Here is a 25,030-nt window from a genome sequence, read left to right as displayed (position 1 = left end):
GACAATTTTCAATAAGGATATACATGATGAGAATTATTATTGCAAGTTTATTAATGTTTTTATTAGTGAGTTGTAGTCACGAACGCACATCTCAAAATGCTTATGCTGAAGGAAACTATCTTGAAAGCATCAATCTATTAGCTGCCACAATAGAAGAAAAAAGTGAAGCAAACTTTAAGCTAACTGATGCCGCACAGCTGCGTCAGTTAGTGACTGATGTAATGAACAAATATGAGGATGAATTAGCAAGCACCAATAACACAGATTATAAAAAGCGCATTGAAATCTATGAAAAACTGTTAGAGATGAATAAGCGTTTAAGTAACCGTTTTTACAGTGCGGAATTAGTAAACGTTTTAGATAAATATCCTGATGAAAATTTGAGACAAAACATTGCTAAAAATTTGTATGACCAAGGTGTAAATTTCGAAACCCAAAACGACTATAAAGCTGCATCTGAGGCATTTAGTCAAGCATCATCAGTATATCAACCTCTAGGTAAATATAAAGACAGTGACAAACGTGCGTATAATAATGGTAAAAAACAGGCTACTTTAATGGCTGAAGAGGCTTATCAGCAGGCAAAAATGCTTTCAGAAATTGCAATGCAACGCCTAGAATTTCGTCAAGTTGCCAAATATTATGAGCAAGCCGTGGATGCTTATCGTCATTATGGACGTTATAAAGATGCTACTTCTTTAGCTAACACCTATAAACGCAAAGGGATAATAAAAGTTTATTGCTATGCTTCCGAATACTGCTCTGAGGTAAAATTGGTACTAAATAAGGATTATATCACCTTTGTTTCTTCTCCAGTTGGTGCTGATCTCAAAATTAAAATAACTGTTGATAAAGAATATAACAATACAAGATCACAGATTGACATACCAAACACCCGAAAAGTATTTGATAAATACATAGAACATATCGATGCTCAAGGGAATAGGATTCAAATCCCAACGTTAAAAGATGAAACTTACTATACGAAATTGGATACTAATAACAATAGTTTAAGTCTAGAGACAGTAGTAAGGATGGAAGGAATTATTGACTTTTCTGACACTATCTACGCAAGAGCTTCAAGCTATTATGAAAATGAAGATGATTTACTACCAGTAGCAAAAAGAGAACAGATCACTAAATTAAGATCATTGCTAGAAAGTACTGCTCAAGATCTTTCTTCCCTTTAATGGACAATTTTCAACAAGGAAAAACATGATAAGAATTATTATTGCCGGTTTATTAATGTTTTTATTAGTGAGTTGTAGTCACGAACGCACATTTCAAGAAGCGTACGCTGAAGGAAGTTATATTGAAAGTATCAATTTATTAGCGATAAACATAGAAGAAAAAAGTGAAGCAAACTTTAAGCAAACTGATGCAGCCCAGCTGCGTCAGTTAGTTACTGAGGTGATGAACAAATATGAAAATGAATTAGCTAATACCACAAAGACCAATGATGAACAACGCCAAGAAACATATGAGAAATTATTAGAGCTTAATCAGCGGTTGAGTGATCACTTTTACAGTTCCGAATTAGCATTCTTTTTGGATAAATATCCTAGTGAACGTCTAAAACAAAATATTGCTAACTTTTATACTCAACAAGCAAATGCTATCCCAATTAAATCTGCTGGTGATTATGAAAAAAGAGCAGAGTTATATAAAAAATCTTTAGATAGATATTACGATAAAAATATCGAAAAAGCCTATATTCATGCGGATACTAAATATAGGCAGCTTGTGGCACAAACATTATACAATCTTGCTAAACAGGAAATACGCAGAGGTGATTATAATGCAGCGGTAGCTTGTTTTAGAACTATTATTGATATTTATAAGCCATTAGGTCATTACAAAGATACTGAAAAATTAGCTCATTACTATGAAAAAAAAGCGATCAGCCAAGAAGCGTTTAATTCTTATTCTCAAGGTGAAAAAATAGCTAAAAATGCGACTCGGAGTTATCAATATCGACAAGCAGCAACAAATTATCAACATGCCGCGAATACTTATGCAAAGTATGGTAATTATCGAGATTCGCAACAAAAAGCAAGAGACTATGCCAACAAGGGTAAAATAAGACTATATGTGACAGGAAATGCAAATTCATTTTCTAATTTTGTTGAAGATTATTTCAAAAATGATGATGCTATTATATTAGTTTACAACAGCAGTGATAGTGACATTACTATTAATCTTAGTGAAGATGAGCGATATTCTGAAGATGGCGGTTCAGTAACAAATGACACTAAAAAGAATGGTGAAAAAGAATATAACTTAAGAACTGAAACATTAGTAAATAATTATAGTTTAAACCTTAGCGTAAATGTTTCTGGATTAAGTGGTTATTATGACAGTTTTTTAGCTGAAAAAAGTTCAAGGCAAGTTAAGTATACTTATACAGGTGATAAACCTAGTTATGAATTTGATCGTACAGATGGTAATTATTATTCTCGAAGTGAATTAAGACAACAAGCTGAAGATGAAATAAAATCAAGACTTAGTAATTACTTTTCTCGGGTTTCTTCAGCAATTCATCAATTATAAACGATCGCCAATAAATAAAATCCCACTCAGTTATTCTCTAGGTGGGATTTTTATTATTAAGATGTTTAAATCTCAGTTAAATTTTTAATCAAACCATTATGCAAGACCTAAAACCATTCGTCCATTTCGTGTAGCAACATTAACTACATTATCTAAATCTGTATAACGGCATCCAGTCACTAATAATTTAAGTTCTTCCCACATATTACCGGTTGAAAAAGGTAACATATAATCACTGACGTTATCAGTCCCAATAGCAACAGGTATCCCAGCTGCAGCAAGTTCATCGACTGGTGTTAATGAATTTCGGGTTGGGCCATGTTCTTCACGGCGCGGGCTATCGATCCAAGCAAATGGGCAAGCAATTACCATCATTTTAGCTTCTTTCATTTTTTGATAGAGTTTTTGACGATATTCCAAACTATGAGCGGTAATTGAAATACTATGAATAGCCACCACGCGACCATGCATACCATGCTCAATGGTTTTATCAGTAAGTTGCTCGGTTTCGATTTCATCTGATGAGTTAAATTGGTCAACATGGACATGTACCATTTTGCCTAATGTTTTACCGGTTTGCATTAACACATCTAAATGTTTTAATCCCATGCCTTCACCATGATCTCGCTCATCACGACGCGGCAAACCACCAATAATATCCACTAAATCAGCACCTTTATCAAACCAGTATCGGGCTTCTTTATCAATGACTCCTTTAAGAGTTTGATTGACTAATTTAATCGTAATATCGTTTTTATATGTTTCACGAGCGCGCAGAGCTCCTCTAATTGCTCGCTCTTCGGCAATCGGATCAATATCAACAAATGAACCCATGGCAGTAACACCTTGTTCAATCATGCGTTCAACCGCCATGCTAAAATGTCGATAATAATCATCTTCGGTCATTGCTGCTTTCACTTTATCAAGCGTGTCCCATTTTTCAATTAAAGTCTGTTTTTGGTAGACATCAAAACTATCTACAGAGATAGTAAAAGCACGATCAGCATGCATATGTGAATTAACCCAACCACCATGTTGTTTAATTTTGTTCATCAAATATGCTTTCAAACTCTGATCTCGACTAGTTGATAACATTTGTTTATTATCGGTCATAATGCGCCTCTAAAATTTGGTTACTATTAAGTTTTAATAAAAAATGGATAAAAAAAATCCCCCAAAAAGGAGGATCAAAATAAACCAGTTAGGATATTTCTTATAGTAATGAAAATACAAGTTGTCATGGAAGTTTACACTTTATTATTATTCCTAAGTGGGAGAGATTTTAATGGATCCATTGTTAAGATCAAGTATTTTAATTTTGAAAATATTTAAATAAATGAAATGGTTAAAGTATTATTTTTTAGATTTTTCAAATTAAAAAAAGTCTATTTATACTCTTAAAGAGTAAACTATTAAATTACATATGCCTAACTTACTATTTAATAATAAGTAAAGTGGTCGAAAAAATGAGATTAGCATGGTTATTAAAAAGCTGTTTATTCTTAACAGTAGGATTTCAATCATTACAAAACAAATTTACTTATAAGGGTGAAATATGTCACAACTAAACATTATTGCCACTATTACGATAAAACCAGAGTATCATGAAGCATTTAAACCTATATTTAAACGATTAGTTATCGGTAGTCGAGCTGAACACGGTTGTGTTCGGTATGAGCTGAATCAAAGTATTGAGAATCCAAATATTTATATAGTAGTAGAAACGTGGCAATCACAGCAGGCGATTGACTTGCATAATACAACGCCACATTTAGTTGAATTTGCTAATTTTGCTAAGGAGCGTGTTGATGGATTATCGATTTGTATAGCTAAACAGGTTGATGTCTAAGCGGATAAATAAACATCAATAAAACCACCGATATTTAATCATATCGGTGGCAAATGAGCTTACATTTTGTCAACGGTTTTAATGCCAAGCATATCTAAACCCGTTTTAAGCGTTTTGGCTGTTAATGAGGCCAGTTTCAATCTGCTAATTTTTAGATTTTCATTTTCTGCGGCTAAAATAGGGCAGTGTTCATAAAAACTTGAAAATAGGGTAGCGATATCATACAGATACGCACAAAGAACATGTGGAGTACCTTCTGCGGCAACAGTTGTGATTGTTTCATCAAATTGATTCAAACGAATTGCTAACGCTCGTTCTTTTTCAGTACCTAAATCGATATGACCATCTAGATTATCTTCATTGATATTTGATTTTTTAAATACTGAAAGTACACGGGTATAGGCATACTGCAAATAAGGCGCTGTATTGCCTTCAAATGACAGCATATTATCCCAATCAAATACATAATCAGTCGTTCTATTTTTGGATAGATCAGCATATTTAACCGCACCAATGGCAACTGCATCAACCACTTGAGCCAGCTCGACATCAGAAAGATCAGGATTTTTGCTTTTAATTAATGTTGCTGCTCGCTCGGTTGCTTCATCGAGTAGATCGTTTAGTTTAACTGTATCACCTGAACGCGTTTTAAATGGTTTACCATCTTTACCTAACATCATACCAAACATATGATGTTCAAGTTTTAAAGATTCTGGGACATATTTTGCTTTATGCACAATCGCCCAAACTTGTTCTAAATGTTGGTGTTGGCGTGAATCGGTATAATATAAAATACGATCCGCGTGTAAAGTTTCATAACGATATTTTGCACAGGCAATATCGGTTGTTGCATAAAGATAACCACCATCTCGTTTTTGGATGATAACACCCATTGGTTCGCCTTCTTTATTTTTATACTCATCTAAAAACACAACGATAGCGCCTTCACTTTCAACGGCTAATTTTTTCTGTTTAAGATCGGCAACAATGCCCGGAAGCATACTATTATAGATACTTTCACCCATGGTATCTTCTAGTGAAAGTGTGACATTGAGTCGTTTATATGTGGCAATATTTTGCGTCATGGTAATATCAACCAGTTTTCGCCACATTTCACGGCAATACTCATCACCACCTTGAAGCTTAACGACATAATTACGGGCTTTTTCAGCAAAGACTTCATCTTCGTCATAATGTTTTTTTGCTGCACGATAAAAAGATTCTAGATCCGATAGATCCATATCGTTGGCCTGTTCGTTTTGCATTTTTTCAAGGTAAGCGATTAACATACCAAATTGGGTTCCCCAATCACCAACGTGATTAGCTCGAATCACATTGTGGCCAAGAAAATTTAAGACTCTAACACTCGCATCACCAATAATCGTTGAGCGTAAATGACCAACATGCATCTCTTTTGCTACGTTTGGTGCTGAGTAATCAACCACAATAGTTTGTGGTTTAGCCGGTAAGGTGATATTCAATTTATCGCTACTTAATGCTACTTCGTTCTGCTCGGCAATCCAACTATTTTTTAAAAAGATATTAATAAAACCCGGTCCAGCAATTTCTACTTTATCGGCAATATCTTCAATATCCAGATGTTGTAATACTTTTTCTGCCAATGCGCGTGGTGGCATACCCAATTTTTTAGCGGTAGCCATGATACCATTTGCTTGATAGTCACCAAATTGAACTTTGGCTGATTGCTTGATTAAAGCATCACAGTTTTTATCTGCACCAGCCATAATCATTGCTTGCGAAACTCGTTGCGTTAATAGTTGTTGAATGTTCACATTGTACCTAATCAATAATCATAAAATGAGGCATATAATACCGACAAACACAACAATTGTCACTGATTGCCTGTAATCTTACCTTGTTTTAATTTGTCTAAATTTGTATTTATCAACACATCGCCTGTTTACAATTCTATTTGCTACCACTAAACTACTCATCGTTCTCAACGGGGTGCCCTGAAGGGCTGAGAGTGTCAGAAAAACTGACATAACTCGTCGAACCTGAACTGGATAATGCCAGCGGAGGGATTTGAGTTATTATATCTGCTCAAACCTTTTGTCTTTTACACATTACTTTGGAGGCAAAATGTTTCGTAAAAACTTTTTACTATCTGTTATATTTTCATTTTCACTATTTAGTCATCTAGCTAATGCACAACAACCAACTCTAACCGTTTATAGTTACAATTCATTTATGTCACAGTGGGGGCCGGGTGAAACAATTAAAAAAGGCTTCGAAGCGCAATGTCATTGCCAACTTGATGTTGTCACATTGGGAGATGGCGTATCTGTTTTAAATCGGATTCGCCTCGAAGGCGACAAAACAAATGCTGATGTTATTTTAGGATTAGATAACAACCTATTAGCACAAGCCAAGCAAGCGGATATCTTAATTCCGCATCAAATTAGTAAACCCGATAATCTCAATACTGATTGGTGGGATGATAGTTTTATTCCTTATGATTTTGGCTATTTCGCTTTTATCTATAATCAAGATAAAATTAAAAATCCTCCTCATTCATTACATGAATTGATCGAAAACAAAGCTAATTGGAAAATCATTTATCAAGATCCAAGAACCAGTACTCCAGGATTAGGTTTTTTGTTTTGGATGAAAAAGGTCTATGGTGACGAGGTGGCAAATGCATGGCAACAAGTGGCTAAACATACGGTCACAGTAACCAAGGGTTGGAGTGAAGCTTATGGTATGTTCTTAAAAGATGAGGCTGATTTGGTATTAAGTTATAGCACATCGCCGATAGCACATATTATTAATGAAAATAATCATAGCTACGCAGCCGCGATTTTTGATGAAGGTCACTATCGCCAAGTCGAAGTGGCTGGCATCATTAAATATAGCCAAGAAGTCGATTTAGCTCGACAATTTTTACGTTACTTACTAACACCTGAGATACAACGGCAATTTGCTGAAAAAAATGTGATGTATCCAATTATTAAAACCGATCTACCCGATGCTTATAAGCAAATTAATATCATTGATAAATCGCTAGAATTTACACCGGAAGAGATTGAAAAACATCAAAAAGGCTGGATTCGTGAGTGGCAGTCAGCAATAAGTAAATAGTTAAGTATTATTAATGTTAAAATTCAGATCGTTATTACCAGGTATCAGTGCTGCTAGTTTAATTTTAATCATATTAAGTTCAGCACTTTTCGCTATCTGGAAATTTGCCTTGCAGTCAGGAAATTTAAGCATCTATTTTGATAGTTACATATTGCATATTATCTGGATAACTTTTTACCAAGCTGTATTGTCGACGTTATTATCACTAATCGCTGCTATATTAATGGCTAAAGCATTATCTTTAGTGGATTTTAAAGGTAAAAAGTTGTTATTGAAAATGATGCCTATTACCTTTATCTTACCAACACTAGTTGTTGTGACTGGTTTACTATCGGTTTACGGGCGACAAGGTTTATTATCAAATATCTGCCAAATATTACACATACCATTCTCATTTTCAATTTATGGTTTACAAGGCATTTTATTGGCGCATGTATTTCTGAATTTCCCTTATGCCTGCTGTCTATTTTATCAAACCTTACAAAGCGTACCTATTGAACAAAAACATTTAGCTGCGCAATTAAATTTTAGCAATGTAACTTTTTTTAAAATTATTGAATGGCCATTACTGCGTAGACAAATATTACCTATGGCGGCATTAATTTTTATGTTATGTTTTTCAAGTTTTTCCATTGTTTTAGCATTAGGTGGCGGACCTAAATATACCACGCTTGAAGTTGCTATTTATCAAGCAATTCGTGATTTTGATCTGTTACAAGCATCATTACTAGCCTGTTTACAACTAGTTTGTTGTATTGCCTTCATTGGATTAATGCAAAAGATAAACAGAATCGATAAAAAATTAACGGTAAACTTTACTCAAACAGACTATCGTTTACCTTTACCCAAAAGATTAAAAATTGTTAGTTCAGTGCTAATTTTGATCGGTGGATTATTTATATTGTTACCTATGCTGACTATCCTGTTTCAAGGTATCTATTTCTTTCAATTCTCATTGTTGACCTTTTCATTACAGCAAGCTTTACTTTTTTCAATCATTATTGCTTTTGGTTCATCAATTATTGCCATGATACTGGGGTTACTATTACTTTGGACCAATAGTCGATTACTGATAAATAGACAACCTCGATTGAGTAATGGACTATTATTAATTGCATCACTTATTCTAGCCATACCAAGTATGGTATTGGCATCAGGATTATTTTTATTACTATTTGACTATAGTAATAATGCCATTTTTATCTGCTTATTGATGATGGTTTGTAATGGATTGATGGCGTTACCATTTATTATAAAAAATCTTGCCGTACCAATGTATGATATTACCGCTCGATATTGGCGACTCACCCAATCACTGAATATCAATGGTTTAACTCACTTTTATTTAATTGATTTTAGAGGGTTAAGAAGAATAATATTAATGAGTTTTGCATTTGCTGGCATATTGTCATTGGGCGATTTTGGTGTAATTGCCTTATTTGGTGGGCAGTCAGTCACCACTTTACCTTATTATTTATATCAACAAATATCGCATTATCATTACAAAGAAAGTATAGTAACAGCGGCAATTTTATTAATTTTATCATTTAGCTTATTGGTTGTTATGGATTATGATCGAACTTCAAAATACTGAGTATCAATATGATAACTTCAACATGCACTTTGTGCTTAATATTGCCGCTAAAGAAAGAGTGGTCATTGTTGGCCCAAGCGGTGCAGGCAAAAGTACATTACTCAGTTTAATAGCCGGATTCATTTTTCCCAATGGCGGACAAATCATTCTCAATCAGCAAAATGTTACTACCACTTTACCGGGTAAACGACCCGTATCGATGCTATTCCAAAACAATAATTTATTCAGCCATCTTACCGTCGAACAAAATATAGCGTTAGGTATTAAACCATTATTAAAACTTAGCCGAGCAGAACAGACAATAATTGGTGACATATTAGTGCGTGTCGGATTGGAAGGCTTTAACCAACGTTATCCCGAACAACTTTCAGGAGGTCAACGGCAACGTGTTGCACTGGCACGCTGTTTAATACAACATCGTCCAATTTTACTCCTTGATGAACCATTTTCTGCGCTTGACCAAGCATTACGTTTTGAAATGCTAGCTCTTGTTAATCAAGTTTGTAGCGAATTCAACCTTACTTTAATGATGGTCTCGCATTATTTGGATGATTCTCTTCACCACTTCTCACGTTGCCTCGTTATTGATAATGGAAAAATTATTTTTAATGCAGCTCCAAATCAGCTTAATGAAAATCAAAAGATAGCGGAGTTATTAGGTATTGAAAGTTAGGATTTTAAGTTGAAAAAGTTGAGGAGAGTTTTTTAAATAATTAAAAACTGTGATTTAGCTGGTTATCTTACTAATAATATTTACAAAATTTAACAATTTAGCCTCAAAAAGTGGTTGCGAGGTTTTTTTATGTCTTTATAATTTTAAACAATTTTCAGTAGGATTATCGATCATTATTTAGTTAATCAAACTAACAATTGAAGATAAAATATCAAATTAAACATAAAGTTAATTGACAGGATGTCGAATATGTATTATAATTTAAAACACCAAACACCAAACACCAAACCTGCTCAACCTATAATTTAATTTCAGCTAATTACCTCAATTCAAGTTTACTTTTTCTCGATAGTTTATCTTTTCACAGAAAATCCAAGTTAATATCTAGTCTTAGTCCATATCAATTTAGCCAAAGAACAAAAAAAACAAAACGTTGTTTAGTTCAGCTTTCACCTGGTGGAGATTTGATAGCAAATACAATGCGTTGTATTTTTGCTTTAACAAATTCTTCATTATTATCCGTTTGTGTATCTCTGGTTAAACCGTTTATTTATATTCTATTTATTTTATGCTTTTTAGGCGTCAGTCAAAAAAGCCTAGCACTTACAGCACATAGTATAAATGTCATTATTGGTAATAAACCGAAAGTTGTCGATATTGAAGGGGCATCGAAAAAACATGGTTTTACTGTTAATGGTGTTTTATATAGTTCAAATACCAATAACTTAAGTGACACACAAATCAATCAGTTTGATGGTAATTTAACAATTAAAGACTTTATTATTAAAGATTATGCAATGAATGATTTAGATGTGACGGCTAATTATGATGATACCGATGGTGATGGCATTCGCAATAACACTCCGTTCACCGTAGAAAAAACAACCTATAGTTGGTTTGATAATAAAGGGATAAAAATCGAAAATAATGAAAAAATAATTGGTTGTGGTAGTGACATTTCCATGCCGTTAACTTTAACTATTACAACGAAAGTAAAAACCTATTCCGAATATGGTGTTCCTAATGAAAGCGAATATGTTGATATCACTCAAAAATATAAAATTATGGCTAAACCTGACATTTGTTATGCAAAACCAAATCAGATGATAACTTTTCCTACTATGACATGGGGAAGTGCCCGTCCAATTGAATACCAAGGTAGGATAGAATGTATTTTGACGGGTTATGCTGATAATGAATTTGAATTATCTTTGGATGAAGATTTTGTAGATCTTAGAGTGACAAGAGGTTGGAATTTTGATAATTCGAGAGTAAGAAATAGTTATTGCGGTGGTGGTTATAATGCGAATGTTTTTGATCCAATTAATGGTTTTAAAGTGTCAGCTTCTCCTCATTTCCCTACCACTGGTTTTCCAGGAGCGAAATTTCAATTAGTTATGACTGGTCATCAAGAGGATTTTGATTATAACGTTTCCGCAAATCCTAAAGATAGTGTGGTTGTTGATAAAGCGGGTAATGTTATGTTGAAAAAAAAACCAATAGGACTGGTGACTATAACCGCGAAGTTCAAGCATAGTGAACAAATACCCGAACAAGTCTATTCCTTTAATTTATCAGGAGTTTGGGCTGTACCACATGGTCAAGGAGATAATCATTATACATATGAACAAATAGTACATTTGTGTGGAGGGGAACAAAATATACCTTCACGGGCAGAAATGTCAAATTCCCCGAATGCACCAGCTTCATGGACGAAATACCCACTGGCATGGGATGCATTTACTCGGACGATAGGTGAGGGATTGTTAAGTGAATGGGGAATGTCAACTAAGTATAGTTACCCGGATTCTGACTGGCCAAGAAGTGGATTACTTTGGTTTTATACAAGAGATCAATATGATGTATCATCAGATATAGCTAAAGGTTTGTCTGATCGGTTTGCTGCTGACGCATGGATTGGGCAAATAGGTGTTTGGGCCTACGCTCAACAACTAAGAGGCGTATGTATTCAATAAGAGAATAATATTAATAAAATACAATGTGGATGAATTTTAGTGATAATTCTCGTAGATGATTTTGATACATGGAGTGAAATACGTTATTAAACAGTCGGTTAAGTGTATAATAGTTAATGCATTTTCGAAAATATGGATTTTAGTTAAAAGTACTTATCATTTGAAACTTTTATTTATAAATTATTCCTCATAAAACCATCTTTTTCGGATGGAGGTCGTTATTGGCGTCATATTGGTGGAGGATTATTTAGTGAATCGGGGATGTCAATTAAATATAGCTATCCGGATTCTGACTGGCCAAGAAGTGGATTACTTTGGTTTTATACAAGAGATCAATATGATGTATCATCAGATATAGCTAAAGGTTTGTCTGATCGGTTTGCTGCTGACGCATGGATTGGGCAAATAGGTGTTTGGGCCTACGCTCAACAACTAAGAGGCGTATGTATTCAATAAGAGAATAATATTAATAAAATACAATGTGGATGAATTTTGGTGATAATTCTCGTAGATGATTTTGAGGGATGGAATGTAATACATTATTAAATTAAGTAACTAATAGAAATCTATAATAGTAAAACATTATGGATTATTATTTAATTATGGTATGTTTTATATGCATATAATCAAGGCGTGTATATATTAACTGAATTGCTAGGTTATCCATTTAAAGTACGGGTAATAAAATTAAAAACACTTAAAAACAAATCGATAACGACCTGTGCATTTCCACTGAATACACTAGCCACTAGCAAAACGGCTATCTAACGTTAATATAACTGAATTTGGGGTAAGTTATCCGTATGCTTATAATCATGAAAGTTATAGTTTGTGGTTTCAGCGACATTGTCATGAAGAGATCTTTGCAAACGAAAAGGCAATAGCCCGCCGTGAGCCATTGAAAATGCGCGATCGGCGGGCGTCGGCGCTAGCGATTAAAAAATCGCACTATAGAGAAAAATACTAACAGTATCTATCTAAAATTAAATCAAAAACAAATTAATTATCTTTCAAATTAGCAACAAGGCTGTTATTCGCTTGAAGTAAATTATGCATTTATCCGAAGTTTAAAAAATAAACTTAATTCTTGATCTAAAAATGATGATATTTATTATTAATATAAATCCAATCTATCCAAATTATTGATATATTATTTAGCCACTTTTCGGGGCTTTTATTTGCGCTTAAGGTTTTGTTAATCTGATTTTGTTAGTTTAGTGACCATTATTAATTGTGAATAATGGCAGCTATGCAAAAGTTAGATAATTCTGGAAGTTTTAATTGGCGTTCATTGATCTATGTAATTTTATTTTTTTGTTACTTTTCTTGTAGTTTGCAGCTCTATATTGCTTTGTCTGGACATGCTAATTTTATTGGTTTACGTGATTCAATTATTTACAGCATGATTTGGCTGGTACCGGTATTATTTTTCCCTCGTTACACAAAAACAATTGCTACTGTTTATGGCATTATAATTGGGGGATTATCATTAATTTCTATTGGCTATTTCACCATATATCGACAAGAGTTTTCACAGAGTGTCTTTTTTGTAATAGCCGAGTCCAATTATAATGAATCACATGAGTTTATCTCTCAATATTTAAGCATTAAGTTAGTTATAGTATTGCTGATCTATATTTTGCTTGGTTTTTTTCTATGGCTTAAAGTCAAACCTATTTATGTTAAAAATATGACTAAATGGTTAGTGTCTATATTCATTGTTGTTTATGCATTAATGCCGCTTTGTATTGGTGTTGTAATAAAAAAAATGTCATTTGCACAAGCCACTCAACATTTACAAGAACGTATGGAAACTACAGTGCCGTGGCAATTGATCAACAGTTATTTAGCTTATCGTTCGCAACTTTCAAATATGGAGAATATCTTAAATCATCTGCAAACACTGCCTGAGTTTGAAAATTTAACGGATGCTAATGGTGATACGCCAAGAACATTAGTGTTAGTGATTGGTGAATCGACTACACGTAATCGTATGGGGATTTATGGTTATGAACGCAATACTACGCCGTTGATTGAACAATTTAAGCAAGATAATCCTGATTTTGTTGTGTTTAATGATGTGGTTTCATCAAGACCTTATACTATTGAAATATTACAGCAAGCCCTAACTTTGGCAGATGAACAAAATCCAGATTTATATCTTAGCAAACCATCTCTTATTCACCTTATGAAGCAAGCTGGTTATAAAACCTTTTGGATCACTAATCAACAGACTATGACAAAACGTAATACGATGTTAACTATGTTTTCTAAACAAGCTGATGAACAGTTTTATATGAATAACGATCGTAATCAAAGTTCACGACAATATGACTCATCGGTATTTGAACCATTTAAAAAAGTATTACATGATCCTGCTGAAAAGAAATTTATCGTCATTCACCTGCTTGGTACGCATATGAAATATGAATTGCGCTATCCTCAAAGTACTGATTATCAGCGTTTTAATAATAGATCAGATTTAGCATTTAAACTTGATGATGATAAGTTAAAGGTTTATAACAGTTATGATAATGCAATAACCTATAATGACTTTGTAACAACCAAACTATTTAATTTATTTAAAGATAGTCAGGAAAATGGTTTTATGTTGTATTTTTCTGATCATGGTGAAGATGTTTATCAAACCCCTCCGCATGATATTCTAGGTCGTAATGAAAAAGCGCCTACTAAGGTGATGTATACTGTACCATTCATGCTATGGCAGTCACCAAAATGGCTAGCTAGTCATCCCAATCACTATCAGTCCTATGTGAATAGAAAATTCAGTACTCAAGACTTGATTCATACTTGGTCTGATTTAGCAGGGCTTAGTTATAAATCCTATGCTCCAGAAAAAAGTATAGTAAATCCGAAATTTGAACAATCGATTCGTTGGATTGGCGATCCTCATGATAAAAAAGGCTTATCTGATTTTGATAAGTTAACTAAATAATAGTGAGTAATTTGCAGATAAAGTTAAGGTGTGATATTGTATATTTATACAGTTATTTTTAAATGCTATTACACCTATTATGCGAAAAATTATTCATGTCGATATGGATTGTTTTTATGCCGCTGTCGAAATGAGAGACAATCCCCGTTATCGCAATATTCCTATTGCGGTAGGGGGGGATCCGCGTAAGCGAGGTGTGGTATCAACTGCAAATTACTTAGCTCGTCAATTTGGTGTTCATAGTGCTATGTCCATGGCACAGGCAATTAAGCTATGTCCTAATCTTAAAGTTATCCCCGGTCGGCATGCTGTTTATAAAGAAGTTTCTAATCAAATTCAGCAAATCTTTAAACGATATACTCAAGCTATTGAAACACTCTCCCTTGATGAAGCTTATTTAGATGTGACTGATTGTAAGCTTTTTCACGGCTCAGCTACTTTAATTGCTCAAGATATCCGTCAAGCGATATATAAAGAACTCGAACTTACTGCTTCGGCTGGCGTTGCTCCACTTAAGTTCTTAGCCAAAATAGCTTCTGACATGAATAAGCCTAACGGACAGTATGTAATTACACCTGAACAAGTAGGGAGTTTTATTGAACAGTTACCGCTAAAAAAAATTCCTGGTGTGGGTAAAGTAACTGAGAAAAAGCTAACTGAATTGGGATTATATACTTGTAAGGATGTTGTCAATTATGACCTAACAAAATTGCTTAATCAGTTTGGTAAGTTTGGTCGAATTTTATATGAACGTTGTCAAGGTATAGATGAACGTGAAGTTTGTAATGACAGACAACGTAAATCCGTAGGTGTAGAGCGTACTTTAGTTGATGATATTCATAGTTGGGATGAGTGTTTAGCTCAATTTGAACCGTTATTTGATGAACTAGAAAAAAGATTAAGCAAAGTTCGTGCTGATTTATCGATTGCAAGGCAAGGTGTCAAATTTAAATTTGATGATTTTCAACTGACAACCCAAGAGCATGTATGGTCAAAATTGGATAAGGATGATCTGATTGAACAGGCTTATAAAGTGTGGTCAGAAAGACGAAATAATCGAGGTGTAAGATTAATTGGTTTTCATGTCACTTTAATTGATCCTCAAGTTGAAAAACAGCTAATTTTTCAATTTTGATTGCTAACTGACGATTAAATAGTAATTTTTTACTGTTAGATCATGGTGAGATTTATTAATGATAAAGGATCTGATTTAATTTTGATAAATCAGATCCTTGATTGTTATTTTAAATATATAGCTAAATGATTATTTTAAATTTTGGCCATTAGTCTTAATTACATTTTTATACCATTCAAATGATTCTTTTTTATAGCGCTTCATGCTGCCGTTACCTTCATTGTCACGATCAACATAAATTACGCCATAACGTTTTTTCATTTCACCAGTAGTGAAAGATACTACGTCGATAATTCCCCATGCTGTATAACCAATCACATCAATACCATCGTAATCCATCGCTTTTTGCATCGCTTTGATATGAGCGCCAAGGTATTCAATACGTGGTTTATCATGAATTTGGTTATCATGTTCTAGTTCATCGATCGCACCAAAACCATTTTCAACAATGAATAGGGGTAATTGATAACGATCATATAAACGGTTAAGAGTATAACGCAATCCTTCCGGATCGATTGGCCATCCCCAGTCACTGCTTTTAATATATGGATTTTCTACCGCATTTGGTAGCGCACCATTAACAATATTGTCACGATGTTCATTTTTAGCATCAGCTTTTACCACTGTTGACATGTAATAACTAAAGCCAATGTAGTCAACTGTTCCTTGTTTCAAACAGGCTAAATCATCTTCAGTGATATCAAGTTTGTAACCTTCTCGTTCAAACTCTTTTAATGCATAAGCAGGGTAATAACCACGTACATGTACATCAGGGAAGAAGAAGCGTTGATGCATAGCAATTTCTGATGCCATCATATCTTCAGGATTACAAGAATATGGATAGATTGGCACATGCGAAATCATACAACCAATTTCAAAATTAGGATTAATTTTCTTACCAGCAATCACTGCTTTAGCACTTGCTAATAATTCATAGTGAGCCACTTGATAAAGTACTTCTTGTGGATTTTCACCAGGTTCAACTTGCACACCTGAATTAGTCCAAAAGAAGATTGGATTACTGGTATCCATTTGATTATTAATCTCGTTGAACGTCATCCAATATTTGACTTTATTTTTGTAGCGCTCAAAACAACTAATTGCGAAACGTTCGAAAAATTCAACGGTTTTACGATTTCTAAATCCACCATAATGACGAGCAATATGTAATGGAATTTCAAAGTGTGAAAGGGTGATAACCGGTTCAATTCCATTAGCAATAAGTTCATCAAACACATCATCATAAAACTGTAGACCAGCTTCATTTGGTTCTAACTCATCACCATTAGGAAAGATTCGTGTCCAAGCAATTGAAGTACGTAAACATTTCAAACCTAATTCAGCAAATAACTTAATATCCTCTTTATAATGATGATAAAAATCAATTGCAGTGTGATTTGGATAAAATTTACCTGCTTCGATATCTTGAGTGATTTGTCTTGCAACGCCATGAGCACCAGCGGTCATGACATCAACCACGCTCGGTCCTTTTCCTCCTTCATTCCAACCGCCTTCAAATTGGTGAGCAGCTAATGCGCCACCCCATAAAAATGGTTTCTTAGTCATTTTTGGTTCCTTGTTATTGCTTAATTTCGAATATGATATCGTCAAGATTTACGTCTTTATTTTCAGTTAATGTGATCAATTGGTACTGATCAGTATTAACAATAATAATTGGTGTGATTAATGGGTAACCAGCTTGTTTAATTGCTTGTGGATCAAAGCTAATTAATAAATCACCCGTTTTAACTTGTTGTCCCATACTCACATGGTAACTAAATTCATTGTTAGTTAGATTAACAGTGTCAATACCAACGTGAATTAATAATTCTACGCCATTATCTAAAGTTAAACCGATAGCATGTTTTGAACTTTCAAAAACGGCGGTCACTTTACCATTATAAGGTGCATAAACATGGTTCTCAGTTGGTTCTATTGCAATACCTTCACCCATCAATTTCTGAGCAAATGCTGGATCTGGTACTTCACTCAGAGGTAATGCTTTACCGATCATGGGACTAGTAATATTGATTTTATCAAGAACAATTTTTGGCGTATCATTTTCAATTTTTTCATTATTTTGGTTATTTTCATTGGTACCAAAAATTTGTATAAGAATAACTGGTCCAAATAACGCAATTAAGGAACCAATGGATACACCGATTACTGAATTATAATGTTCTGGATTAATCGTATTAACAATAGTTAATGGACCGGCTAATGGGGCATAAGCGTAGAAGTAAGGTGTAAAGAAACCTGCGACAATACCACCAATTGATGCACACGCACAACCATAAATAAATGGTTTTTTGAAGCGTAAGTTAACCCCATAAATTGCTGGTTCAGTAATACCAAATAGACCAGTTACAAATGCTGATATTGATACCCCTTTCATCTCGGAAGAACGTGTTTTGATATAGAATCCAAGTGCGGCACCAACTTGACCAATTACCGCAATAGTTTGATAAGCTTGGAATGAATCTTGACCATGTAGCTTCATGTTTTCTAAAACTATTGGAGTTATTCCCCAATGGACGCCGAATATAACAAGTACTTGCCAAAATGCCCCGATAATAGCACCAGCTAACCATGGAGCAAAATCAACTAAATAGTTGTATCCGATTGATATATAGCGTGCAGCCTCAGCAGTAAGAGGTCCAACTACTAGTAATGTTAGTGGTACCATGATAACTAAACAGATGAATGGCATGAACAATGGTTTAATAATGCTATGTAATCTAGGTTCTAAGAAACGTTCTAAATAAGACAGCAACCAAACTAAAAATAGTGGTGGTAATACGGTAGACATATAAGTGGTTTCAGACAGTGGTAAACCAAATAAATCAAATGTTCCACCTTCTTTAATAAATTTTGCTATCTCTGCCCAGGTCGGTGAAAGTAGTGCTGCACAACACGCTACCGCAATATAGATATTACAACGGAAATGTTGCGATGCGGTAATGGCAATAAATATAGGTAAAAAAGTGAATGGAGCCCAAGAGATAAAACTAAATACTTGACAAGTGCTCGTTTTATCAAAACCAGGGAAGGCCAGATTAATTAAAATCAAGATACCTTGTAATATCCCTGCACCAGCTAATACATAAACAAATGGAGCAAAAACGGCTGACATAGTGGCAATAACACGGTTTAAAATGCTACTTTTACTATTTACATCTACTTTATTATCACTTTTCAGTAATTGGGTAAAGGCATTATAGACTTTATCTACATTAGTACCGATAACAATTTGAATTTGTCCACCTTTTTCAACTACCGTGATAACACCCGAAAAACTGGCAATTTTTTCTTTGGCATTTTCGGGGGTAGATTGCGTCACGACACGTAAGCGAGTTGCACAACGTGCAACAGAAACAATATTATTTTCACCGCCTAACTCATTTAAAATATCAACGGCCAATTTATTATAATCTCTAATTTTGGATGACATTAACTAAGCTCCTTTTCATAGAATTGTGAGCTTATATTATCCTTAAATAAAAAATTGTTAATGACCAATTTTATTGTTTGTGATCTAGATCCCGTTTTCTCGCAATTTTGATTTAATAATTAATTTACAGGTATAAAATAAAAACTATTTATAACAATAATAAAGAATAACAAATGTTAAAATATCAAGATGTAGCGAAAAAAATCCAGCAAGCGATTTATCAGCAAAATTTGCCTAAAGGTACGCAGTTGCCTAATATCGAAGGTTTAATTCAGCAATATCAAGTCAGTCGAACCACTATTATTAAGGCACTAAATCGTCTTGAAAGACATGGCGTAATTTATCAAATCCAAGGTAGTGGTATTTTTGTTCGGCAACCCAAAAAACGAGGTTATCTAAATTTCTTAGAAAGTCATGGGTTTAGTGTCGATCTCAATGATTTACCTGGCTCATCGCAAGTATTTAATGTTGATGTTATGCAACCTAATGCCAAAGTTAAAGAATACCTCCAGTGCGAAGATGATGAGTATGTTTATTATATAAAACGGTTGCGTTTGGTTGAAGGTAAAGTATATGGCTTTGAACAATCTTATTATCGAAAAAAAATTGTTTCTTATTTAAATAAAGAAATTGCTGAAAACTCAATTTTTAGTTATGTAAAAGATATTTGCAACGTCAATATCGGTTTTTCAGACAAATATTTTAAAGCTATAAAATTAGATGAAGATATCGCCCCTTATTTAGGTTTAAATGCTGGCGATCCCGCTTTATGTGTTGAAGAGATCTTTTATACTTCTTCTGGTGAACCTTTCGATTTTTCACAAATTATCTATCATTACGATAATGCGAAATTCTTTGTTCAAAGTCATTCAAAATAGTCTGCAAGATTTCATTTAGTTAATAAATTATTAACCAAATGAAATCTAATCAATCTAAAGACTTTATATAAATTTACATCAAATTAGTTTTGCTCGACCTTTTTAAGAGTTTCGAATGAGCCTGATAAGGTTAGGGTGATTTCATATTCAGGTGGTGTATAAATATCAACATTACTATAGTTCTTCATTGAAACCATTTTGAACATCATTTGATCACTACTAGAGTTATTTCTTTCATAAATTGCTTCAGGATATCTTGATTGAATTTCAAGTGAAATAGGTGCACCAACGACATATTGTTTAGCCATTAAACGTTGAACTTTAGTAGTTAATTGGTTTAATAAAAGAGTTTCATGCTCTTTTACTGCAGTTTGAATGGCTTCTGGTGATACGCTATAAGAGATGTCATTATTGACTTTCATTTTTAACTCTTGTGCTTTGGCAATAATCTTACCGATAAGATCGAGTCTATTTATTTTTATTTGTAAAGTGTTATTAACAAAATAACGTTGCTCATTAATTTTGTCTGTATCAATTTGTCTGACAAACGAGCTCTTAATTGAAACATTTGTTAAACCAATATTTTTTAAATCATTCGCGATATTAGTATATTTTTGGTATAGATCTTCTTTTGCTTTACTTTCACTATTAGCGACTGCAGTAATTTGGAATAGATAATAGTTAGTTAACTTCTCTTCTTCAAGCTGAGAAATATCATTTATATTATATTTATCAAGGGCTTTATTTAGATTGATAAAACTGTCATTATCATCAATAGTTAATACAATATTAAGAAACGCTTGATAATGGTTATCTTCTTGATTGTTTTCTTTCGCAATTGTTTTAACTCTGTTTTTGTAGTCTATGGTGACTAAATTATCATCGGTGATATTAAGTGTGTTTAGGTAATTTTTTAATTTCTTCATTGTCTCAACGTTAAGATCTGAAGCTTCAGTAGGTGTTGCACCTTCTGTTTCTAAAGTAATAGAAAATTCAACTGTATCAGGTTTTAATTTAATGCTATCAATAATACTTGAATTAATTTGCCCCACAGGAATGAGATCTTTTCCATATTTTAATTGTTGCAGTTCTAAATAAGAGTTACTGACGTTTAACTCGTTATAGTTTGCCTGAGATGGAAATATGGTGCTTATATTGAGTAACAAAATTAATATAAATGTTTTTTTCATTTTATTTCCTTAATTCAGTCTAGAGAAATGGGCTTAAGTAAATTAATGTAGAAAGATAGGAAAAATTATAATTAATTTAATTGAAAAGTTGTCAAATAATTGTAAAAACTTGCAAATATAAAAAAAGCGTCTTACGACGCTTGGTTATTTAATGCCATATTCAGAACGATATGCTTCGACTTGGACTACTTGGTCTTTACGTGATGGATCACGATAAAGATATTGGATCAAATCATCTAAAGTAATAATCGAAATTACGTCACAACTATAAGTTTGTTTGATTTCTTGAATAGCGGATAATTCACCTCTACCTTTTTCTTGACGATCAAGACAGATTAATACGCCAGCAAGTTTAGATTGATTATCTTCTAAAATTCGCATTGATTCACGAATTGCAGTACCAGCGGTAATTACATCATCAACTAACATGACGCGTTGTTGATAAATAGAACTACCAACTAAATTACCACCTTCACCATGATCTTTAGCTTCTTTTCGGTTAAAGCAATAAGGTACATCAACATTGTGGTGCTCGGATAAAGCCACAACTGTAGATGAAACAATTGGGATACCTTTGTAGGCAGGACCAAAGATGACATCATATTGTAAATTTGCATCCATTAATGCAGCGGCATAAAAACGACCTAATAACGCCAAATCCTTTCCGGTATTAAATAGTCCTGCATTAAAAAAATAGGGACTTTTCCGTCCTGATTTTAAGGTAAACTCACCAAATTTTAATGCTTGCCTATCTAAAGCAAATTCTATAAATTCACTCTTATATGATTTCATCGATCCTCTCCAATTAATCTTTTAAAGCTTGTTTTTGTGCTTCTATAATGGTTGTAATGCCATTTTTTGCCAGTTCTAATAAAGTTAATAATTCTTCATGACTAAATGGTTCACCTTCGGCAGTACCTTGAACTTCAATGATACGACCATCATCAGTCATTACCACATTCATATCGGTTTCGGCATTAGAATCTTCAATATATTCTAAGTCGCATACCGCTTCACTATTAACAATGCCTACCGATACGGCAGCCACTAAAGATTTAATTGGGTTTTGCTTGATTTTACCACTTTCTAACATCATGTTTATTGCGTCAACTAATGCCACACTAGCACCAGTTATTGATGCTGTTCTAGTGCCTCCATCAGCTTGGATAACATCACAATCTAATGTAATGGTATATTCCCCTAATAATTTTAGATCAATCATTGCGCGTAATGAACGGGCAATAAGGCGTTGAATTTCCATCGTACGGCCTGTTTGTTTTCCTTTTGCCGCTTCACGTTGAGTTCTTGAATTGGTTGCTCGAGGCAACATACCATATTCAGCGGTTACCCAACCTTGATTTTGACCTTTTAAAAAGCGAGGTACAGATTCTTCAATTGTTGCATTACAAAGTACTTTTGTTTCACCAAACTCGACTAATACAGAACCTTCTGCATGCTTAGTGTAATGACGGGTTATTTTGATTGGGCGGACTTGTTCCGCGGATCGACCAGACGGGCGCATGCAATTCTCCAGCAGTTTTATTTTAAAATTTATCTTTGAACTTATTAAATCATTTAGGAGGACATCAACAAGAAAGCGTTGATGTTTAGCCTAAGCTAAGAGCACATTATACAGAATTTGTGATACAATGCCCAGCAAGTTTTTTATAAATTTAGGACCTATTATGATTTCTAGTATGACCGCATATGCGCGAAAAGAGTTGAACCAATCATGGGGTAGTGCTTCTTGGGAGTTACGTTCGGTCAATCAACGCTACTTAGAAACCTATATTCGTTTACCCGAACAGTTTCGTTCTCTGGAGCCAATTATTCGTGAACGACTTCGTGCACGATTAACGCGCGGAAAAGTCGAATGTAATTTACGTTTCGAATTAGATCCAGCAGCACAACATCAAGAATTGTCATTAAACATTGAACTTGCTAAACAAATATTAGCTGCTGGTGACTGGATAAAACGTGAGTATCAAACGGGACAAATAAATCCGCTTGATGTTTTACGTTGGCCTGGTGTCATGTCAAGTAAAGAACAAAATTTGGATACTATTTCGCAAGAAATTTTGGCTTTACTTGAAACCGCTATTGATGAGTTTATCGCCGTTCGGGAGCGTGAAGGTAAAGCGCTTTGTGAATTAATTACTCAACGCTTACAAGCGATAACCGTGGAAGTTGATAAAATTCGTACTTGGATGCCGCAGATTTTAGAATGGCAAAAAGAACGATTAAAAAGTAAGCTTGAAGAAGCTAATATTGATCTTGATAATTCACGTTTAGAACAAGAAATTGTTATGGTTGCCCAAAAAATTGATGTCGCTGAAGAACTAGATCGGTTAATGACGCATGTTAACGAAACATATTCGATCTTAAAGAAAAATGAGGCAGTAGGTCGTCGACTCGATTTTATGATGCAAGAGTTCAACCGTGAATCTAATACTATTGCTTCAAAATCAATTAATGCTGATGTAACCGCTAGCGCGATTGAACTCAAAGTGTTGATTGAGCAAATCCGCGAGCAAGTACAAAATATCGAATAATTTACTTGTTGATGAATAAGTATCTCGGTATTTTTGCTGTTATTTTGGCATCGCTATTATGGGGCACAACTGGCACAGCAGCCACTTTTGCTCCTACTTTATCTCCTTTATTTGTTGGTTCATTCGCAATGGGCATTGGTGGGATATTGCAATGCGGATTAGCTATTTATAATATCAAGCAAAACCACTCATCATTAACAACTCATAGCCGTTTTTTAATTGTAGGTGCCTTAGCCGTGGCTATCTATCCTTTGGCATTTTATTCATCGATGCGTTTATCGGGTGTTACTATCGGTACGGTTGTTTCAATAGGATCAGCGCCAATCTTATCAGCTATAATTGAATATATTAGTCGTGATTTCCAAGTGACAAAACAATGGGTTATTGGTGCTTTATTGGGTATTATCGGCATGACTATGTTAGCATTTTCTGAAAATGCTTCGACCACAGTTGAATATAATCATGTTGGTTTGGGAATTTTATTAGGACTTATTGCTGGTTTTACTTATGCTCTTTACTCATGGTCAGCACGACAATTAATGTTAAAAGGTATAGATAGCAAAGCGGCCATGGGTGCTACATTTGGTTGTGGCGGTTTATTACTGATTCCAGTGATGCTAATAACGGGAACGACATTTTTTGCAGCATGGAATAATATTGCAGTTGGCTGTTATATGGCATTGATTCCAATGTTTTTAGGATATCTATGCTATGGATATGGATTATCGAAAATATCTGCCAGTTTAGCAACTACTATTAGTCTATTGGAACCGGTTATTGCTGCAATTCTCGCTATGATAATTGTTGGCGAATCGCTGTCATTAATAGCTTGGATTGGTATGTTATTTATCTTTGTCTGTTTGATTATAGTTACATTATCAAGCGTAATTAATAATTAAAAACGATATTATTAATTGAATTTAATTGAACGATTGAATTATTGAACTAAAGACAATAATTTCACTAATCTGATCATTGATTTGCTGATAACTAAGAATAGATTAATTTTCTAATTTGACTGTCTTGTATTCCTATTTTAAACCTCTAAAATCTATTTTTTCTTCTACTTGAAAATCAATTAAATATTGCTAATATAATGATATTATTTTTGTTGTAAATATATA

General features: G+C 33.9%; 20 protein-coding genes and 1 riboswitch. Of the genes, 13 read left to right on the top strand and 7 right to left on the bottom strand.

Annotated features, from left to right (window positions below):
* Positions 1–23 precede the first annotated feature (23 nt).
* Together AC5LWZ_RS08700 and AC5LWZ_RS08695 are read left to right on the top strand one after the other, a co-directional pair.
* Entirely contained in the window at positions 24–1,190 is a 1,167-nt protein-coding gene (locus AC5LWZ_RS08700; RefSeq protein ID WP_493463500.1) for a hypothetical protein, read from the top strand.
* A gap of 25 nt (positions 1,191–1,215) precedes the next feature.
* Positions 1,216–2,550 carry a hypothetical protein gene (locus AC5LWZ_RS08695; RefSeq protein WP_493463499.1) on the top strand — a complete coding sequence of 445 codons (1,335 nt, stop codon included), beginning with the start codon at positions 1,216–1,218 and terminating at the stop codon, positions 2,548–2,550.
* A 96-nt stretch (positions 2,551–2,646) separates the two neighbouring features.
* On the opposite strand, the gene AC5LWZ_RS08690 is transcribed toward AC5LWZ_RS08695, so the two are convergent.
* Positions 2,647–3,663, bottom strand: a complete 1,017-nt coding sequence (locus AC5LWZ_RS08690) for an amidohydrolase family protein (RefSeq protein ID WP_493463498.1) — start codon at positions 3,661–3,663, stop codon at positions 2,647–2,649.
* A gap of 442 nt (positions 3,664–4,105) precedes the next feature.
* On the opposite strand from AC5LWZ_RS08690, the gene AC5LWZ_RS08685 reads away from it, so the two are divergent.
* Positions 4,106–4,399: a putative quinol monooxygenase gene (locus AC5LWZ_RS08685; protein ID WP_294909971.1), complete on the top strand. Its 294-nt coding sequence runs from the start codon at positions 4,106–4,108 to the stop codon at positions 4,397–4,399.
* Positions 4,400–4,458: 59 nt separating this feature from the next.
* Here AC5LWZ_RS08685 and argS read toward each other — a convergent pair whose 3' ends face one another.
* Entirely contained in the window at positions 4,459–6,192 is a 1,734-nt protein-coding gene (gene argS, locus AC5LWZ_RS08680; RefSeq protein WP_294909972.1) for an arginine--tRNA ligase, read from the bottom strand.
* Between the two features lie 161 nt (positions 6,193–6,353).
* Positions 6,354–6,462: riboswitch (TPP riboswitch) on the top strand.
* Between the two features lie 40 nt (positions 6,463–6,502).
* Between argS and thiB the strand changes: the two genes are divergently transcribed.
* From thiB to dinB, 7 genes are all read left to right on the top strand, one after another.
* A complete protein-coding gene (gene thiB / locus AC5LWZ_RS08675) occupies positions 6,503–7,501 on the top strand; it encodes a thiamine ABC transporter substrate binding subunit (RefSeq protein ID WP_198247556.1) in 999 nt (332 codons plus the stop codon).
* A gap of 13 nt (positions 7,502–7,514) precedes the next feature.
* Positions 7,515–9,095 (top strand): thiamine/thiamine pyrophosphate ABC transporter permease, encoded by a 1,581-nt coding sequence (gene thiP / locus AC5LWZ_RS08670; protein ID WP_493463497.1) that lies wholly within the window; start codon positions 7,515–7,517, stop codon positions 9,093–9,095.
* On the top strand, positions 9,073–9,768 hold the full coding sequence (gene thiQ, locus AC5LWZ_RS08665; RefSeq protein ID WP_198200292.1) for a thiamine ABC transporter ATP-binding protein ThiQ: 696 nt from the start codon (positions 9,073–9,075) through the stop codon (positions 9,766–9,768). The genes thiP and thiQ overlap by 23 nt, the downstream gene beginning before the upstream one ends.
* Before the next feature lie 479 nt (positions 9,769–10,247).
* Positions 10,248–11,744, top strand: a complete 1,497-nt coding sequence (locus AC5LWZ_RS08660) for a hypothetical protein (RefSeq protein WP_493463496.1) — start codon at positions 10,248–10,250, stop codon at positions 11,742–11,744.
* Between the two features lie 261 nt (positions 11,745–12,005).
* Positions 12,006–12,200, top strand: coding sequence for a hypothetical protein (locus AC5LWZ_RS08655; protein ID WP_493463495.1), 195 nt, complete (start codon positions 12,006–12,008; stop codon positions 12,198–12,200).
* 793 nt (positions 12,201–12,993) lie between these two features.
* Positions 12,994–14,700, top strand: a complete 1,707-nt coding sequence (gene cptA / locus AC5LWZ_RS08650; protein ID WP_493463494.1) for a phosphoethanolamine transferase CptA — start codon at positions 12,994–12,996, stop codon at positions 14,698–14,700.
* A gap of 79 nt (positions 14,701–14,779) precedes the next feature.
* On the top strand, positions 14,780–15,835 hold the full coding sequence (gene dinB / locus AC5LWZ_RS08645; protein WP_198200287.1) for a DNA polymerase IV: 1,056 nt from the start codon (positions 14,780–14,782) through the stop codon (positions 15,833–15,835).
* A 129-nt stretch (positions 15,836–15,964) separates the two neighbouring features.
* Here dinB and AC5LWZ_RS08640 read toward each other — a convergent pair whose 3' ends face one another.
* Positions 15,965–17,401, bottom strand: a complete 1,437-nt coding sequence (locus tag AC5LWZ_RS08640; RefSeq protein ID WP_493463493.1) for a 6-phospho-beta-glucosidase — start codon at positions 17,399–17,401, stop codon at positions 15,965–15,967.
* A gap of 13 nt (positions 17,402–17,414) precedes the next feature.
* A complete protein-coding gene (locus AC5LWZ_RS08635; RefSeq protein ID WP_493463492.1) occupies positions 17,415–19,286 on the bottom strand; it encodes a glucose PTS transporter subunit IIA in 1,872 nt (623 codons plus the stop codon).
* Positions 19,287–19,459: 173 nt separating this feature from the next.
* Between AC5LWZ_RS08635 and AC5LWZ_RS08630 the strand changes: the two genes are divergently transcribed.
* A complete protein-coding gene (locus AC5LWZ_RS08630; RefSeq protein WP_198200276.1) occupies positions 19,460–20,164 on the top strand; it encodes a GntR family transcriptional regulator in 705 nt (234 codons plus the stop codon).
* Between the two features lie 83 nt (positions 20,165–20,247).
* Here AC5LWZ_RS08630 and AC5LWZ_RS08625 read toward each other — a convergent pair whose 3' ends face one another.
* From AC5LWZ_RS08625 to rph, 3 genes are all read right to left on the bottom strand, one after another.
* On the bottom strand, positions 20,248–21,354 hold the full coding sequence (locus AC5LWZ_RS08625; RefSeq protein WP_493463491.1) for an SIMPL domain-containing protein: 1,107 nt from the start codon (positions 21,352–21,354) through the stop codon (positions 20,248–20,250).
* 144 nt (positions 21,355–21,498) lie between these two features.
* The gene (gene pyrE / locus AC5LWZ_RS08620; RefSeq protein ID WP_493463490.1) at positions 21,499–22,146 is read right to left on the bottom strand and encodes an orotate phosphoribosyltransferase; all 648 of its coding nucleotides are present in this window, start codon (positions 22,144–22,146) and stop codon (positions 21,499–21,501) included.
* A 13-nt stretch (positions 22,147–22,159) separates the two neighbouring features.
* The gene (rph, locus tag AC5LWZ_RS08615; protein WP_086363570.1) at positions 22,160–22,876 is read right to left on the bottom strand and encodes a ribonuclease PH; all 717 of its coding nucleotides are present in this window, start codon (positions 22,874–22,876) and stop codon (positions 22,160–22,162) included.
* Positions 22,877–23,039: 163 nt separating this feature from the next.
* Here rph and AC5LWZ_RS08610 point away from each other — a divergent pair, with 163 nt between their 5' ends.
* A complete protein-coding gene (locus AC5LWZ_RS08610; protein WP_110447593.1) occupies positions 23,040–23,906 on the top strand; it encodes a YicC/YloC family endoribonuclease in 867 nt (288 codons plus the stop codon).
* An 11-nt stretch (positions 23,907–23,917) separates the two neighbouring features.
* Positions 23,918–24,805 (top strand): DMT family transporter, encoded by an 888-nt coding sequence (locus AC5LWZ_RS08605; protein WP_198220503.1) that lies wholly within the window; start codon positions 23,918–23,920, stop codon positions 24,803–24,805.
* Positions 24,806–25,030 lie beyond the last annotated feature (225 nt).

It is taken from the genome of Gilliamella sp. LMG 34362 (assembly GCF_984569125.1).
The sequence above is the reverse complement of the archived record's forward strand: the minus strand, read 5'-3'. Positions and strand labels throughout refer to the sequence as shown.

Bases quoted from the DNA above. Each gene is read 5' to 3' on its own strand.
- AC5LWZ_RS08640 (WP_493463493.1), bottom strand. From the start codon at position 17,401: ATGACTAAGAAACCATTTTTATGGGGTGGCGCATTAGCTGCTCACCAA.
- pyrE (WP_493463490.1), bottom strand. From the start codon at position 22,146: ATGAAATCATATAAGAGTGAATTTATAGAATTTGCTTTAGATAGGCAA.
- AC5LWZ_RS08625 (WP_493463491.1), bottom strand. From the start codon at position 21,354: ATGAAAAAAACATTTATATTAATTTTGTTACTCAATATAAGCACCATA.
- AC5LWZ_RS08605 (WP_198220503.1), top strand. From the start codon at position 23,918: ATGAATAAGTATCTCGGTATTTTTGCTGTTATTTTGGCATCGCTATTA.
- thiB (WP_198247556.1), top strand. From the start codon at position 6,503: ATGTTTCGTAAAAACTTTTTACTATCTGTTATATTTTCATTTTCACTA.
- AC5LWZ_RS08695 (WP_493463499.1), top strand. From the start codon at position 1,216: ATGATAAGAATTATTATTGCCGGTTTATTAATGTTTTTATTAGTGAGT.
- thiQ (WP_198200292.1), top strand. From the start codon at position 9,073: ATGATCGAACTTCAAAATACTGAGTATCAATATGATAACTTCAACATG.
- dinB (WP_198200287.1), top strand. From the start codon at position 14,780: ATGCGAAAAATTATTCATGTCGATATGGATTGTTTTTATGCCGCTGTC.
- thiP (WP_493463497.1), top strand. From the start codon at position 7,515: ATGTTAAAATTCAGATCGTTATTACCAGGTATCAGTGCTGCTAGTTTA.
- cptA (WP_493463494.1), top strand. From the start codon at position 12,994: ATGCAAAAGTTAGATAATTCTGGAAGTTTTAATTGGCGTTCATTGATC.
- AC5LWZ_RS08660 (WP_493463496.1), top strand. From the start codon at position 10,248: ATGCGTTGTATTTTTGCTTTAACAAATTCTTCATTATTATCCGTTTGT.
- rph (WP_086363570.1), bottom strand. From the start codon at position 22,876: ATGCGCCCGTCTGGTCGATCCGCGGAACAAGTCCGCCCAATCAAAATA.
- AC5LWZ_RS08655 (WP_493463495.1), top strand. From the start codon at position 12,006: ATGTCAATTAAATATAGCTATCCGGATTCTGACTGGCCAAGAAGTGGA.
- AC5LWZ_RS08610 (WP_110447593.1), top strand. From the start codon at position 23,040: ATGATTTCTAGTATGACCGCATATGCGCGAAAAGAGTTGAACCAATCA.
- AC5LWZ_RS08635 (WP_493463492.1), bottom strand. From the start codon at position 19,286: ATGTCATCCAAAATTAGAGATTATAATAAATTGGCCGTTGATATTTTA.
- AC5LWZ_RS08685 (WP_294909971.1), top strand. From the start codon at position 4,106: ATGTCACAACTAAACATTATTGCCACTATTACGATAAAACCAGAGTAT.
- AC5LWZ_RS08630 (WP_198200276.1), top strand. From the start codon at position 19,460: ATGTTAAAATATCAAGATGTAGCGAAAAAAATCCAGCAAGCGATTTAT.
- AC5LWZ_RS08690 (WP_493463498.1), bottom strand. From the start codon at position 3,663: ATGACCGATAATAAACAAATGTTATCAACTAGTCGAGATCAGAGTTTG.
- AC5LWZ_RS08700 (WP_493463500.1), top strand. From the start codon at position 24: ATGATGAGAATTATTATTGCAAGTTTATTAATGTTTTTATTAGTGAGT.